Annotated in this window: 15 protein-coding genes and 1 pseudogene; 11 read left to right on the plus strand and 5 right to left on the minus strand. The window is 38.8% G+C overall.

Annotated elements, in window-relative coordinates; translation table 11 throughout:
* Positions 1-188: 188 nt before the first annotated feature.
* Together NST94_RS15530 and NST94_RS15535 are read left to right on the plus strand one after the other, a co-directional pair.
* Complete coding sequence (locus tag NST94_RS15530) at positions 189-1682, plus strand: SMI1/KNR4 family protein (RefSeq protein WP_076281776.1); 1494 nt, start codon at positions 189-191, stop codon at positions 1680-1682.
* A gap of 366 nt (positions 1683-2048) precedes the next feature.
* A complete protein-coding gene (locus tag NST94_RS15535) occupies positions 2049-3527 on the plus strand; it encodes a serine hydrolase domain-containing protein (RefSeq protein WP_076302982.1) in 1479 nt (492 codons plus the stop codon).
* Positions 3528-3736: 209 nt separating this feature from the next.
* On the opposite strand, the gene NST94_RS15540 is transcribed toward NST94_RS15535, so the two are convergent.
* The 5 genes from NST94_RS15540 to NST94_RS15560 all read right to left on the minus strand — a co-directional run bounded on the left by NST94_RS15540 (position 3737) and on the right by NST94_RS15560 (position 6282).
* Complete coding sequence (locus NST94_RS15540) at positions 3737-4087, minus strand: hypothetical protein (RefSeq protein ID WP_036677002.1); 351 nt, start codon at positions 4085-4087, stop codon at positions 3737-3739.
* A complete protein-coding gene (locus NST94_RS15545; protein ID WP_036677000.1) occupies positions 4077-4316 on the minus strand; it encodes a helix-turn-helix transcriptional regulator in 240 nt (79 codons plus the stop codon). The genes NST94_RS15540 and NST94_RS15545 overlap by 11 nt, the downstream gene beginning before the upstream one ends.
* 292 nt (positions 4317-4608) lie before the next feature.
* Positions 4609-4950: an MFS transporter gene (locus NST94_RS15550; protein WP_076302983.1), complete on the minus strand. Its 342-nt coding sequence runs from the start codon at positions 4948-4950 to the stop codon at positions 4609-4611.
* Positions 4907-5224, minus strand: coding sequence for an MFS transporter (locus NST94_RS15555; protein WP_076302984.1), 318 nt, complete (start codon positions 5222-5224; stop codon positions 4907-4909). Before NST94_RS15555 ends, NST94_RS15550 begins: the two co-directional genes overlap by 44 nt.
* Before the next feature lie 134 nt (positions 5225-5358).
* Positions 5359-6282, minus strand: coding sequence for a 2-dehydropantoate 2-reductase N-terminal domain-containing protein (locus tag NST94_RS15560; RefSeq protein WP_076184868.1), 924 nt, complete (start codon positions 6280-6282; stop codon positions 5359-5361).
* Between the two features lie 148 nt (positions 6283-6430).
* Here NST94_RS15560 and NST94_RS15565 point away from each other — a divergent pair, with 148 nt between their 5' ends.
* The 9 genes and pseudogenes from NST94_RS15565 (at position 6431) to NST94_RS15605 (ending at position 15536) form a co-directional block, all read left to right on the plus strand.
* Complete coding sequence (locus tag NST94_RS15565) at positions 6431-6982, plus strand: TetR/AcrR family transcriptional regulator (RefSeq protein ID WP_076184867.1); 552 nt, start codon at positions 6431-6433, stop codon at positions 6980-6982.
* Between the two features lie 407 nt (positions 6983-7389).
* Positions 7390-7623, plus strand: a complete 234-nt coding sequence (locus tag NST94_RS15570; RefSeq protein ID WP_076106729.1) for a transcriptional regulator — start codon at positions 7390-7392, stop codon at positions 7621-7623.
* A gap of 272 nt (positions 7624-7895) precedes the next feature.
* A complete protein-coding gene (locus NST94_RS15575) occupies positions 7896-9395 on the plus strand; it encodes a dienelactone hydrolase (protein ID WP_248548666.1) in 1500 nt (499 codons plus the stop codon).
* Positions 9396-9918: 523 nt separating this feature from the next.
* Positions 9919-10497 (plus strand): TetR/AcrR family transcriptional regulator, encoded by a 579-nt coding sequence (locus NST94_RS15580; RefSeq protein ID WP_076133021.1) that lies wholly within the window; start codon positions 9919-9921, stop codon positions 10495-10497.
* A gap of 161 nt (positions 10498-10658) precedes the next feature.
* Positions 10659-11357, plus strand: a complete 699-nt coding sequence (locus tag NST94_RS15585; RefSeq protein WP_076302986.1) for an SDR family oxidoreductase — start codon at positions 10659-10661, stop codon at positions 11355-11357.
* Between the two features lie 43 nt (positions 11358-11400).
* Positions 11401-12483, plus strand: coding sequence for an alkene reductase (locus NST94_RS15590; RefSeq protein WP_076184865.1), 1083 nt, complete (start codon positions 11401-11403; stop codon positions 12481-12483).
* A gap of 80 nt (positions 12484-12563) precedes the next feature.
* Positions 12564-12867, plus strand: a pseudogene (locus NST94_RS15595) (alcohol dehydrogenase catalytic domain-containing protein); the annotation flags it as partial.
* Positions 12868-13378: 511 nt separating this feature from the next.
* Positions 13379-14347 (plus strand): LacI family DNA-binding transcriptional regulator, encoded by a 969-nt coding sequence (locus NST94_RS15600; RefSeq protein ID WP_076184863.1) that lies wholly within the window; start codon positions 13379-13381, stop codon positions 14345-14347.
* Between the two features lie 271 nt (positions 14348-14618).
* On the plus strand, positions 14619-15536 hold the full coding sequence (locus NST94_RS15605; RefSeq protein WP_179089452.1) for an ABC transporter permease subunit: 918 nt from the start codon (positions 14619-14621) through the stop codon (positions 15534-15536).
* The last annotated feature ends 2 nt before the right edge of the window (positions 15537-15538 follow it).

Genomic DNA, 15538 nt, shown 5'->3' on the forward strand with positions numbered 1-15538 from the left:
ATGACTTAATACAACAATATTTACAAATTCATGATACGATATTGCTAAATCGGGAGATAGATGCTCCATATTTAAGATAGAATTAATTATTGATAGAACTGTTGAAGATGAATCATAACAAAATGATTGATGATCAACCAAGAATGTTTACTGAAACTATTATGACTCTGTAGAATGGGGGCCAATATATGTCATTAGCTAATAAAAAAGAAGAGTGTTTACTTATAGAGACATTAAAATCGCATATACCAAATGTAGAGGAATTACTGAATCCAGCAGTTGAGGAATCAGAAATAAATCTTTTCGAGAGCATGATGAACTGCAAATTTCCAGAAGATTTCAGAAAGCTATACATGAATTTTAATGGAGAAGGAGAGCAGATTTTTGGCATAATGGCTGGTCTTGGTTGGATGAACATTGAATCGATAGTAAGCAACTGGAAGTCCCTTTTGGAATCAGCGTACGATATTATATCCAGCAAATCAGATGTAATAAAAGACGGGAACTACAGAGAAGGCTGGATTCCTTTTGCTGAAGATGGTGGTGGCTCATTTTTGGCAATAGATTTAGACCCCGGAGAAAAGGGCGTTTATGGGCAAATTATTACGATAGATCATAATTCTCATTTTTCCTATGTTATTGCAGAAAGTTTGGGACATTTCTTTGAATTTATCGATTCGAGTCTCAGAAATAGTAGTATTGGTATTCGTGAAGAAGAAGATGTAATCATATTATCCCGTGAAAGTGGAAGTTTGTTAGATGATATTTTGGCTCTGACTAATTTGAATATCGAAGAGAACAGCCTTATCCCTGTAAGCGGATTTTGGGAAGAGTATTTTAAAGACGATGTTGAAAGTGGTTTTGTATCTTCAAAAACATTGAAAAAAAAGAGAATGGTATTTATTAGAGCTGATCAAGCTCAAAAATACGGAGCAATATCTTTGGATATTTTAACCCATATGGTTAATCTTAAAGAACTTATTATACATGCGGATGAAATTACTAATTTTGATGTACTTCAACGGTTGACTTCTTTAGCAGAACTTGTGATAGGATCAGAAGCTTTTAAAGAGTCTGATTTGAAGTACTTGGTTTCTTTAGATGGGTTAAGGAAGCTAACATTAATAGGACTTCCATTAAAAGATATACATACACTGAAAGATATAAAGAAATTAAAGAGTTTGAGATTATGTAGAATGAACTCAATTGATAGGGGATTAATTGGAACTATAAAAAATTTGAAGGAACTAAGCTTAGAAGAAATGGAGGTTGGCGACCTGCTTTATATTTCAAACCTTAGTAAGTTAATAAAACTAGAGCTCAAACAAGTGACAATACCACATTTATCATTCTTAAAAGCTTTAAAGAATCTAACGGTTTTTGAGACAGATAGCTGTGCAATAGATGAATCACATATAGAGGTTATAGGAGAATTGAAGAAATTAAAGCAGTTCACTTATCCGGTTGGAGATTTAACAATACTCAAAAATTGTATGAGTCTAAAGCAGATTGGAGTAGATGCATCAAGACTTAAAGGTTTGGAGGAAATTTCAGACTGTAATATAGTCGATATAACTATATTTCATGCAACATCGAAAGAGAACGCGAAGTCCGTAGTTGCGGAGTTTAATAAATACTTTAAACTTCAGTCATATGGATGGCAGGTAACATGGAAAGATTAATGAAGCTTGCCTACACTGAGCTTTATCAAAATAGGGTGAAATTTTTATAAAAGAAAGGAGACTAGCCATATTGGTTAGTCTCCTTTCTTTTTGCCGTTAGACCAACGCTGATACCTAATAAAATAGTAATGATGAAGCAGAAAAATTGTAGACATAAGATTTAAACCATTGACCTTTCCGCTAAGCAATCAGAGGGGTCTTTTTTGCGAAACAAGAAATAATATACATGGGTCTGTGAAGTTTACAATAGTAATCTAATCATTGAACGTCTAGCATTAAGTATATTGGAGCGACGCATTAGGCGGATAAGGCGTACTACAGGTTGTTTATATTATCCTCGCATAATTTTTCCGAAATGGAGAGCTTATGAAAAAGACTATTGTTTGTGTAATAACGATACTTATAGTATTCTCAGGATTGGCAACACAAAGTTATGCGTCGTTGTCAGATACGCAATCTGTGGCAATACAGACGTTGTTGGATGATGCCAGTCGTATATCAGGTGTGCCGGGAATGTCAATCTCGCTACTAGCTGATGATGAAATTTTCTACTTTTCTTCCGGGTATGCAGACCGTGAAAGTGGGTTGTCTGCAAGTGAGAACACACTATATGAACTGGCCTCGGTCAGTAAAGCCTTTACCGGCATGGGTATTCTGCTGTTGGAGGAACAAGGGCTGCTGTCAATGACTGACACTGTCCAAAAATATTTACCTTGGTTTACGTTAAAGTATCAAGGAAAACCTGTTGATATGCAAAGCCTTACACTCAATAACTTTCTTCACCATACTAGCGGCCTAACAAATGGTAAGCATTCTCAAAATATTCCACAAGGCAATACACCAGATTTGCTGCAAAAGACTGTGGAAATGCTGGTAGATGTTGAGTTGGCGTTCCCTCCCAGTGAACAGTACAACTATGGGACCGTTAATTATGACGTATTGGGTTTGGTTATTGAGATTGTGTCGGGACAAAGCTATGAAGACTTTATGAGGGAACAGGTATTTCAGCCGTTAGGTCTTCACCAGACGTATGTTTATAAAGAAGATGCTCAAGCCACCGGACAGTTGGCACAGGGCTACCGTTCTTCCTTTTTTATGACAACTCCATATAACGCGCCGGATTTTTCCGGGAATAAACCCGCAGGCTACATCATTTCTTGTACAAAAGATATGGCGCGTTGGATGGGCATACAGATGGGTATTGTGAAGGACATACCCGAAATATTCCATACGGTTATCGAAAAATCACATCAGGGTGATATGTCTGTTCCGGCTGTCAACGAAATGTATTATGCGGCGGGCTGGACGGTAAACGCCAACCAAACGATTATAGAGCACCCAGGGGGAAATCCCAATTTTGGAACCGAAGTGATCATACTGCCAAATGAACGAACAGCCGTCTGCTTGCTGACCAACGGCGCAAATATCAATAGAAGCATGGTACTAAAAGTTAAAGAGATATTAGACGGCAATCTAACGCAGTCATATGAAATAAGCGGCACACAGCTTTTGGACATCATTTTATCGTCTACCACAATTATTTTTTGCCTATTGGCCGTTCTGTTCTTTCTCTTAGGATTACGCAGAAGAAAAATGAATGGGCGGCAGCCAATGACTAAAAAGCGAATAATCGTAACAGCTATTTTGCTGATTGCTACGATTGCCCTGTGTATAATGTGCTGTGCATTAGATTGGCCAACGATACTTATTTGGCAACCATATAGTGTTCTTACAGCCTTGATTTCTTCAGCATTATTAACAGCAAGCATTACATGGCTTGTATACAATCACCGATATAATAGTCTCATAAAAGGCGGGGCAGAGCGCGGTTTTTTTGATTTATGAATACATGTTCTTGTCGCGATCAAAGGACAAGAACATGTAACCATTGCCGCTAGAAGCAGAGGGGGGAAGGAACATAAAAGGATATTTTTGATTTTAGCAATTTATTTTACAACCCGATTGCACCTTTTGAACTTCCATACCACTTAGTTAGCATATTTATCAACATTGTCTAATCCCCATCCTTAGCTGGTCCTCGCTCTGACCCTTCCTTACGACAAATCCTTTTTATACTGGATGGCCATGTAAATTCCACCAGCTAAAAACGCTAGCGCATATTTGAACAAGAAAAAGATGTTCCACATATACTCTTTAGGAAAAATCATGTCACATAGAATAATTGTCAACAGCATAAAGTAACTGCTTTTCAAAAAGATTTTATTTGTCCGTTCATCGTCTTGCCCAATCTTCTTATAAAATACATAGGTAAAAATCGCACTACCCATGAGCAGTAAAAAACCTACTCCAATGAGAATATTCCAATTTCCCGTAGATTGCTCAGCCCAGGACTTTAAAGGGTGGAAAATTGCGTTATGGATATCAGAAATAGACTTAATTTTCATTTTGATCATTTCCTTTCAAATAAGTAAAAACATCGTTAACATCAACATTAAAAAAATCGGCAATTCGAAAAGCCAATAGCAGAGTCGGCACATAATTCCCTTTTTCCATTACGAAAATGGTTTGTTTGGAAACCCCGACTTTCTCTGCTAATTCTTGCTGAGACATTCTGGCAAGTACACGATATTCATAAACCTTATTGGATATCGAATCACCGAAATCTTTCTTCATGACCATCACCTCTTGAATCAAATTATAAAATGATTTTTAACAAATGTAAAGTATACTTATACTTCGTTACATAATACATTTATGTTTACCTGGACTACTTTTATTTAACAAAAGCCAGAATGCAGAAAAAACCTGACGAAATTCATGATTCCGCCTGGTTCACATATCGATCTAATGTAATTTATGGTTTTTGGTGGTGCATTTTATGATTTTCAGTGGTGCAAATCGATGAATGATTGCCACGATCGTGCAAGAACAATTCACAGTCAATAGCAGACGGATGGCAATCGGATTACTTAACGGATCTACGAAATCCATGCCTTTTAGCACACCAGGCAACAAACAGAGCAAGAAGCAAGAGAAGCAGAAGTGCCCAAGGAAAGGAGGTGGTGCCCCATTGATTCAGAAGGACTCCTCCCAACATCCCGGCGCCGGCGATAGCCAGATTCCAAACCGTTGTATTGATAGGCATCACGATATCCACACCTTGCTTCCCATCAGCCTGAGCAAGTGCTGTCTGCAACAATGTTGCCGCACCACCGAATGTCAGCCCCCACAGCGCAACAGAAATGAAGATAATAGTACCATGCTCACTCCAAAGTCCTAGTACAAGAGATATCAGAGCAAATCCCAATCACCCAGATTCCCACCAGTGCCATAATTCCAAAAACAAGCAGAACCTGTCCGAGATAGGGTTCAAGCCCCATATCATCCAGGAAAGGAGAGATATAGGTGTACAAAATATTATGAGTCAGCATCCAGGCAAGAACCACAACCAAGATAGGAATCACCCCAGGTGTGAGTAAAACTTTGAATACTGAAATTTGTTTATCAGCCGACTGTCCCGGATAATAAAGCAGCGACAGCCCAAGACTTGATAAATAAAGTCTTGGACTGCCGCTGTTCAATTATCATTTCCCGTTAGTTTATTCAAGGATGCTACGAAAAAACTATATATTTAGATTTTCATATTCAGATTAATGCCTGATTGAAGGATTTAATGAAAATAAATTAAAAAATACCATACTATTTTAACAAAAAATTACTGAACATGTATTTCCGATTTGATATCATGTTGACTTAAAAATTTCATTAAATCATTACTCAGCTGTACAATCTCATTGTTAGCATTATTCGCATAATCCGGCAACATCATATCCCTAACCATCTTAGTTCGTAGCCATGTCATAAAGAAAAGATCCAAAAATAAGTTTGGAAATTTAAGCACCATTTTAAGCATTGGAGGATCAATTAAAACACCCGCTTTTTGTATTTCCCTAAGATACGCTTTTAAAGTGACTGTTATTTTGCGTGCCGTCTTTCTGGTTCTGGCTGTTTTTTTGTCAATAATCTTATTCTCAGAATGCAAAAAACTCAACATGGCAATATCTGATACGGAATGTGTGATTAGATACGCTTGCATATCCTTTTTAATAACGTAGGGAAGCTTTGCTGTTTTAAATAGTTTTGCGAGGTTTTCTATACGTTCTGTCACTGCACCATTAATTTCTCCAAATGCAGTTGCCGCTATAAACTTTGGTAGAAATCGCGCATGTAATACTCCATCTTTAATCTGTCCACCGAAGCCGGGAAAAGCTGGTAGAAGTCTATCCCCTACGATATCCAGCCACGAAGAAAATCCAATTGAATTACTAATCATCGTAACTATATTTTTGCTTTGATTATCTTTTAGCGCTAACAATGCTGATTCGGACCGATCATAACGAACAGTAACGAAAATAAAATCGTATACATCGTCATTTTCGAGCGTATCCATGACATTCACTTGTATCGATCTAACTGTACCTTTTTCTATATACTGCAGGCCATTTTCTCTTAATGATGTATATCTATTCGAATGTGCAAACAGGCTAACGTCAAACCCTGCTTCAATAAGCTTTATTGCGTACATGCTCCCGATGACACCTGCACCAAAAATTAAAATTCTATCTTGTTTTGCTGACATATAAACCACCCCTACTTGTTAATATTTCCTTTTGATTATCCGACAACATGTTGTATGATGTGATTATAAATCTTCATTATTCCTTGATCAACCATCAGTTTTTTATGATTTGTCGGATGATATTCTTATTCACTAGTAGGAGGGAAACATGAAAAAGCAACCCCAAATAACGGAGAAAACGAGACAAAAATTTGTAGAAGTTTTTTGTGAGTTGTATAGCCAAAAGCCGATTGAGAAAATTTCGATTCAGGAAATTTCGAATAAGTCAGGATATAACCGCAGCACCTTTTATCAATACTTTACTGACATTTACGAATTGTTAGACTCTGTTGAAAATGACTTATTGAATGACATGAAAAAAGAATTGGCGAATAAAGAGCTATCGAAGGATACGGTTCAAGATACGCTCAATTGTCTGGACAAAAAAGAACATCTCCTGGTTCTTAATGCCCTTTTGGGTGATTATGGAAGTGCCCGTTTTTTAAAACGCTTAAAAAAAGAAATCACTTTGGATCAATTAGAATTAAACGTTCCGCAAAACCAATCCTTAACGCCATACTTCATTGAGTTTTACCTGACAACTGCTCTTTCTTTGTTTCGTCTTTGGCTCCAGCGTCAAAAGGATTTATCGTCAGAAGAATTTTTCAAGTTAGTGGAGAACCTATATTCAAGAGGGATTACGCCTTATTTTAAAGAATGAGTCTGTCATTCAAACCAAATCCATATGTTCTATAACAATAAAAAAGCGCGCATAAGCTTGTTTACACAATATACTCCATAAAAACTGACCTAACTTACTCTTAAGGTGGACGATGTTATAGACCACGAGATGGGGCGTTATTGCTTATATATGTACGGAGTGAGAGATATGAACATCTTAATCAATATAGCAATGAGGATTTAGCAGATTTTCTACACAGTGCTATTATGCATCATTAATCTCAATTGTGAACAGGAAAATTGGGCTAAAAATAGGAAAACCACAGATTGAACTAACGGGAAACATGGGGAACTTCATCGTTATAGGACCCTTTATGAAGTATATTCATGCTGGCAATGGACAACGCTTAAGGTTAAGTATTATCTTATGCGGGAGGTCATCACTTCTTGAAATTTGAACTAGGACGTTGCTTACTGAATGAACGATTGATGGAATCCGGGAAGTCAGCGGAATGGCTGGCAAAAGACTTGCTTTTTAAACCGGAACGAGTTTACGACTTTATTGAAAACAAAAGAGTGATGCCACTCAAAATTGCCATATCGATCGCCGATTCCATCGGTTGTGATGTTCGTGCCTTGTATGAATTAATTCCGAATGATAATGAAGTAAAGGGAGATTAATGGAATAAGTGGTAGGTTGCATTAAGACTACGAATGTGATCCATTAAGCTAAGATAATGGGAAACGATAACTCTATCAAAATAAGAAGGCAGCCGGTCAAAAGATCGGTTGCCTTTTTATTAAGCTAATAAGCAGTTTACAGAAACGAAACTGATACATTTTGGATTCAGAAACCGTCTTTATACTGAAGCAGCAAAAGGAGGGGGGTTAGGCTAGCTAGGCAGGAATGATTGGAACAAATGAAAATGAATTTTTTTTAAAGGAGACTTGAGATGAGATTGTTTGAATTATTGCTATATTTGTCAAACATCAGTTTATTTGTATTAACAGTTGTATTAAAAAAAGGTCAGCGTATTATTCCAGTATTCGTTGCAAGCGGGATCGCCGCAGTTTTGCTGGTCATTCATTGGACGGTAGAAGGATACAGAGTGCAGCTGTTTTTCCCATATTGCATAACGGTCTTTTTTTTAGCCATTTCAGGTTATAGTTATTTTAAAAAAACCAGTTTTCAAAAAATCCCTCGATTCCTGTTGGGTTCAGCTTATACCGCTATAGCGATCATGCTGGTCGGAACAGCTGTTCTCATGTATGCTTTTCCTGTATTTAAACTCCCTGAACTGACAGGGGAATTTAAGGTAGGAACGCAAACGTTTCATTTTGTGGATACCAATAGAGAAGAGATTTTTGATAAAGCAAGAGAGGGTAAAAGAGAATTGATGGTTCAGGTATGGTATCCGACTCAAGCTGGTAGTGGCAAGCGAACTGCTTTTATTCCCGATACGCGGATTTTAAGTTATATGGCCGCAAACTATGGTCTTCCCGGGTTTACTTTTCAACACCTGAAGTACGTATCCAGTTATGCATATTCGGAGGCGGAAATCTCTACGGCACAGACTTCATACCCACTGATCCTTGGGAATCCCGGCAACGGCTCTTCTAGATTCCTCCACACTTCGCAAGCCGAATATCTCGCGAGTCACGGATATATCGTGGCAATGATCGACCACACCTACAACACATTTGCAACCGAGTTTCCGGACGGTCGAATCACGACCAGCACAACCAACGACTTATTCTCGCCTGACCATAATTATCGGACGGAAAGCAGAAATCGCGACAAGTTAGGGAAAGTTTTAACCGAAGATGTGGTGTTTGTGCTGGACCAATTCGAGCTTATCCAATCGGGGCAGATTCCAAGTCATCTAAAAGGCTGGATTGATCTCGACCATGTCGGGGTGTTCGGTCATTCTATCGGCGGAGCAACGGCTTATGACGCTTCTTACGATCCGCGAATCGCGGTTGGCATAGATCTGGATGGAGGGCTTTATCGTCTGCGTGAAAGAGAGAGACTGCGAAAGCCGTTTTTGTTCCTCAACTCGGAAAGCTATTTCGAAAAATTAAAAATGGTGATGGATAACCGGGTCTACACGGATGCAGAAATTAACCGTATGGGCTCAACCAGAGAGTGGGAGGATCAAGTAACGGAAGATAAAAAGTTGGAGCTTGAACGGATGCGCAAAGCGGTCGACGAAGGGGGACAAGTCCTCTATATCGAAAATACGGAGCATTTGAATTTTACCGACGTACAGTTCATTTCTCCGATTTTCAAAATGCTGGGCATTACAGGAAAGATTGAGCCCGATAGAGCGGACTCTGTTACCAATACCTATATGCTGAATTTCTTCGATATGTATCTGAAAAATCAAGACGGAATCTTAATGAAAGGACCAGATAGCCGCTTTCCGGAGGTGAAGTTCGTAACCTCGCTATAAATTACCGAGCAGGTTAATAAGATTGCAGTTATTTTTGACTGAAGCAACATCATTACGCTTATGGGGAACGATCAATCCATACACGATCGCAGCCGTCTAGATGATCGGCTGTCTTTTTATTAAGCTAACGGCCACCCGTTAACTTTACCCTTTTAAGTACCGTAGCCGAAGTAGACAATCTTCTTGTCCACCGACATGTATATAACGAACTGTCCAAAGACACAAAAGTGCCAACATAAGCTACTCGACAAAAGCTTGTTAAATCAGGCTTTTCTTTTTTTATGTAGGTACATTTGTGTCAAAAAAAATGCACAAATGTATCTACATTGTGGTTTATTGACTTAAAGTTACCTACATAGTCGCGCTATGATGGGGAAGGGATCCGTTCGGAGGTAAGTCACCACAGACCAGTCGGAAGGAGTGAAGAAGAAAGCTAAGAGAGCACATCGTCAACAGTGATTAGAAAATCTATTCTTTACCGATCGTTCTCAATATGTTACATTTACATTAGGGAGGGAATCGAATGGCAAGAAGCAAAGAATTCGAAGAGAACGAAGTATTAGATAAGGCGATGAAGCTTTTTTGGGAACAGGGTTACGAGAAGACATCTTTGACAGATCTTGTAGAGCATATGGGAGTTCATCGAAGAAGTTTATATGACACATTTGGCGACAAGCATACACTGTTTTTGAAAGCCATGGACCGTTTTCGCGATAAAGTGAATGCTGAGCTTTCAAGAGAAGTTAAACGTTCCAAGACTGCAACTGAGGCACTTCAGCTTATCTTTAGTTTCATAATAAATGGTGAAGAAGATTCGCCCTCAGGCTGTTTGATGGTGAATTCAGCGGTGGAATTAGCAATGCGCGATGCCAATGTGGATTTGAAGTCCATTGAATCGTTCACATTATCAGAGAAGCTGCTCAAAGATATTATTCTGTGGGGCCAGCAGGATGAAGAATTTAGCTTGGATTTCAATGCCGACGATCTAGCGGAACATCTGCATTCTGTTTTTGTGGGATTAAGGGTAATGACTAGGACCTCAGTGCCTAAAGAAAAATTACATCGAATAGCCGATTTATCAATTAAACTTTTATATAAGTAATTATTATTTAAATATAATTGCTTATGCATATTCTAGAATGATTGTTCTCATAACTGAGTCTTGTCTCGTTTAAAGATCTCTTTAAACGATCCTTCTTATATGTTTTTTAGAATGATCATTCCCATATAGTGAATAAACGATGAATAAAAGGAGTAACAAAAATGATAATTTCTGAACAAGTAGCATTTGTCACTGGAGCAAATCGAGGTTTTGGCCGCCATCTCACGCTGGAGCTTTTATCCAGAGGGGCTAAGGTTTATGGTGGTGCAAGAAATCCGGAAACCATTAACATTCCAGGCGTTATACCAGTAAAGCTTGATATTACCAACACTCAAGAACTTGAAGCAGCTGTTATCCTCGCTAAGGACGTGACGCTTTTAATCAACAATGCAGGCTCAGCTACTGGCGCCACTTTGCTGGACGATGAGGTAGAAAAAATACATTTGGAGTTTGATACGCATTTCTTCGGTACGCTGTCCATGGTTCGTGCTTTTGCACCAATAATTGAAAAAAATGGGGGAGGATCTATTTTAAATGTTCTTTCCGCATTATCTTGGTTTAGTTCAGGAACTGTAGGTGCTTATTCAGCTGCAAAGGCTGCAGAGTGGGCATTGACGAACGATTTACGTTTAAATCTATATCCTCATAATATAAGAGTATCAGGATTACATGTGGGCTTTATGGATACAGACATGACAACCAGCTTAGAAGTCCCCAAAGCAAGCCCTGCAGATATCGCAAAAATAGCTATTAATGGCATAGAATCTGGCAGCTTTGAAATTATTGCTGATGATAACAGCCGAATGATACAAGGTGGACTTGCAGGTGGCGTTCCTGCACTGTACCCTCATCTTTCTTAATAACAATTTCATTTCTAATTTAATTCATAAAGGGGAATAATAAATGAACAAATTGTGGAGTAATACGAAAATTGGAAATATGGAATTACCTCATCGTTTAGCAATGGCACCTATGACACGTAGTAGAGCACAGAAGGACGGCACACCTGGAGAACTAAGCTCTCTTTACTATGCTCAGAGAGCATCAATGGGATTAATTATTAGTGAAGGTACACAACCATCTGATGATGGTCAAGGTTATTTAAATTCACCTGGCATCTATACTGAAAAGCAAATAGAAGGTTGGAAAAAGGTTACGGATGCGTTGCATGAAGCAGGTGGCTTTATGTATATACAATTAATGCATGTGGGCCGTATATCGCACCCCGACAATACTCCGCATCATCGACAAGCAGTTGCACCTTCTGCGATCGCACCTGGTGTAGAAATGTTTACTGCTAAAGGAATGCAGGAAATACCCGTCCCACGAGAGCTAAGTGAAGAAGATATTCAAAATACTATTGCAGACTTCCGAAGAGCAGCTGCAGCAGCTATTAAAGCAGGTGCTGATGGGGTTGAAATTCATGGAGCCAACGGTTATCTAATTAATCAATTTATTAGTGAAAATTCTAATAAACGAATCGATAAATACGGTGGATCTGTGGAGAACCGTGCTCGGTTTGCAATTGAAGTAACAAGAGCAGTCGTTGAAGAAATTGGAGCAGAAAGAACCGGTTTCCGTATTTCACCAGGAACACCTCTTGGTGGGATTGTTGAAGGCGCACAAGGACCAGAGGTTTATCGCCATCTTGTAAAAGAATTAGCTAATTATAATTTAGCATACCTCCATGTGATGCATTTAGGGAATGAAATACTGCTCCATGAAATTCGTTCAATTTGGACAAATCCATTATTGGTCAATCGAGTAGGGCGGGCACTTGAAGATATTAGTGTAGATATTGATAGTGGTACTGCTGATGTCGTACCAGTCGGTATCTGGTCTTTAGCTAATCCGGATTTTGTGGAACGACTAAAAAAAGGAACACCTTTAAATGAAGTTGATCCTAAAACATTATACTCTGGTAACGGAAGCTCAGGTTATACAGACTACCCTAGAATGGAAGAATTAAAAACTCAACATCAATAAGAATATGTGGAATCACAACTGGCGTACAACTGAAAATTGTACGCCATAAAATTTTCAAATGGAGAGGAAGCTGGCAGAACATGAGAGCTGCTCAAATACAATACTCAAAAGAAATTCATTTGGAAATAAACAATGTTAAGATACCGGAAATCGATAATCGTGAGGTACTCATTAATTTTAAATGGCAGTATCCGAATGATTACTGATTATGATTTCCCATTAACATTAGGTAATGAACTATCTGGTGTTATAGAAGCATGTGGTAAAGATGTTGTTAATTTTCAGGTTGGTAACCGAGTTTATACGAGGTTGCCGGTGAATAAAATAGGAGTTTTCGCTGAATATGTGGCGGTCAAAGATGAAGCTATATTTAAAATGCCTAAATATCGGATTAACTCGAACTTGTATCTCGAATATAAATTGACTGAATTAGAACAACATAAAAAATCCGTAGGCTATTACCTAATAGATATAGTATTTTTAATTGAAGAATTTTTTTGAAGATAGATTTTTTGTTATCATTATAGGGAGGATGACATCTATATTTATGTAGGTAACTTTTTGTCATTGTATGTCGGTGGACAACAACATAGTCCCATTAGAGCCCGCGCCAAGCGCGGGTTTTCTGTTTTAAGGGAGCAAGTTCTTGTCCTTTGCTCAGGACAAGAACTTGCTCCCATTGCCGATAATGGACAAGAATATGGTACTATTGCCGATTTTATGTTCATCTAATTTTCTGATCTGATTTTTGCAGGCTATACCTTAGAACATCCATAGCAGTAAAAACAGATCTTTGTTACAAGCAGAAGAAAAGTTGAAACGTTTCCAAAATAAATATTGAAACGTTTCCATTTTGGTGATATTATAATTTCCATAGAGAGGTCGGGGGTGTTAAATGACAAGTATTAAAGATGTTGCAAACTTAGCAGGCGTTGCTGTAGGAACCGTGTCCAGAGTCATTAACAACTCTGGCGCTGTAAAACCCAAGACACGCAAAAAAGTGGAGGAAGCTATACAAGAACTGAATTACTTCCCTAATGAAGTGGCCAGGAATTTCAAGATGCAGAAATCTAAGATGGTGGCTCTACTACTTCCAAGTATCTGGAATCCATTCTTTTCTGAATTGGCTTATTACATTGAGGATGAGTTGGACCGGGAAGGCTTTAAGCTTATGTTATGTAATAGTGGAGGCAAGCCTGAAAAGGAGCTATATTATCTGGAAATGCTCCGGCAGAACAAAGTGGCTGGTATTGTTGGCATAACTTACAACGATATCGAGAATAATGTAAGCAACGACATTCCGATTGTAAGCATCGACAGGCACTTTAACAAGAAGATCACCTGTGTGACCTCAGATAATTTTGAGGGAGGACGTCTTGCTTTAAGAGAGCTGGTGAAAGCAGGAGCCAGGAAACCGGCTTTTATGGGGAGTGTCACTTCCGTTTTCAGCGAAACCATGAACCGCAGGCAAGGATTTATTCATGAAGCGGAGGCTTTAGGCATCGATTATGTGATCTACGAGAAGCCGGATCCAATAGTAGATGACAATGCCTATATTAACGAGTTCCTCAACGAACATGGCGATGTAGATGGTATCTTTGCCATTACCGATATGCTCGCTGCCAGCTATATTGACAAAGCACGCAGGAAGGGCATTCGTATACCAGAAGATGTGAAGGTCGTCGGTTATGATGGTATTCAGGATAATCCTTATTTTCATCCTATTCTATCAACAATCAGGCAACCGGTGGAAGAGATGGCACGCATGACAATTAGACTGCTCTATAACAAGATTGATGGCATTCCTTTAGATAAACAAGTTTATCGTATCCCCGTTAAATTCAAACAAGGTGAAACTACATGATCCCCTTTAATCGAAAAACTTCAGCTCATTCTGTGGAAGCACGTTACTAACTGATGTTTTTCACTCTAAATTGGAAACGTTTCAAAAATAATTAAGATAGATCAGTTCTTATAAAAAGTTTTGGAAAACATGTGCACATCCGGGTGATTCTTGATAAAGATCTATCCAATGTTTTTTTCTAAATTTAAATTGGAAACGTTTCAAAAGTAATTAATTGTACACGAAAGGGAGAATACGCGTGAATTCAACAACTAACAGGGCGAATCATTCCATGATCAAACCAAAACGCAAACCATGGAGCAGGTTCAAACGCGACTACGAACTGTACCTGTTTTTACTGCCAATCATTATTCTTTACCTCGTATTTAAGTACTATCCGATGTATGGGGTGCAAATTGCATTTAAGGATTTCTCACCCAGCCAGGGGATCTGGGGAAGTGAATGGGTAGGATTTCAGCACTTTGTAGATTTCTTTAATTCCTATAACTTCTGGACAATCATCACAAACACGCTCTCACTCAGTATTCTTTCGCTGTTATTTGGATTCCCGGCTCCAATCATCATCGCAATTATGCTGAATCAGATGCTGGGCAAGTCCTATAAGAAATTTGTACAGACTGTGATTTATGCGCCGCACTTTATCTCTACCGTAGTACTCGTTGGCATGCTTAATGTTTTTTTATCTCCAAACAGCGGAATCGTGAATCATATTATTACCTCGTTTGGCGGACAGCCTATTCTCTTCATGGCTGATGAGGGTTGGTTCCGTCCCTTGTATATCTTATCAGGAATCTGGCAGGAAACAGGCTTCGCCACGATTATCTATCTTGCTGCACTTGCGGGAGTCAATCCCGAGCTGCATGAAGCGGCCATTATGGATGGGGCGAGCAAATGGAAGCGTGTCTGGTATGTAGATATTCCCAGCATACTGCCGACGATCGTTATCTTGCTGATTCTCGCACTCGGCAACATTATGAGTATCGGTTTTGAAAAGGCTTTTTTGATGCAGAGTGATCTAAACTACGCCACCTCCAATATTATCCCTACCTATGTATATGAGATGGGGATTCAGAAAGCCCAATACAGCTTTTCTACGGCAGTCGGCCTGTTCAACTCCCTTATTAATATTATCTTGATCTTCACCGTTAACCGGATCGCTAAAAAGATGACAGAGACCAGTCTGTGGTAAGG

Source organism: Paenibacillus sp. FSL H8-0282, from assembly GCF_037963825.1.
GTDB lineage: Bacteria > Bacillota > Bacilli > Paenibacillales > Paenibacillaceae > Paenibacillus_AQ > Paenibacillus_AQ odorifer.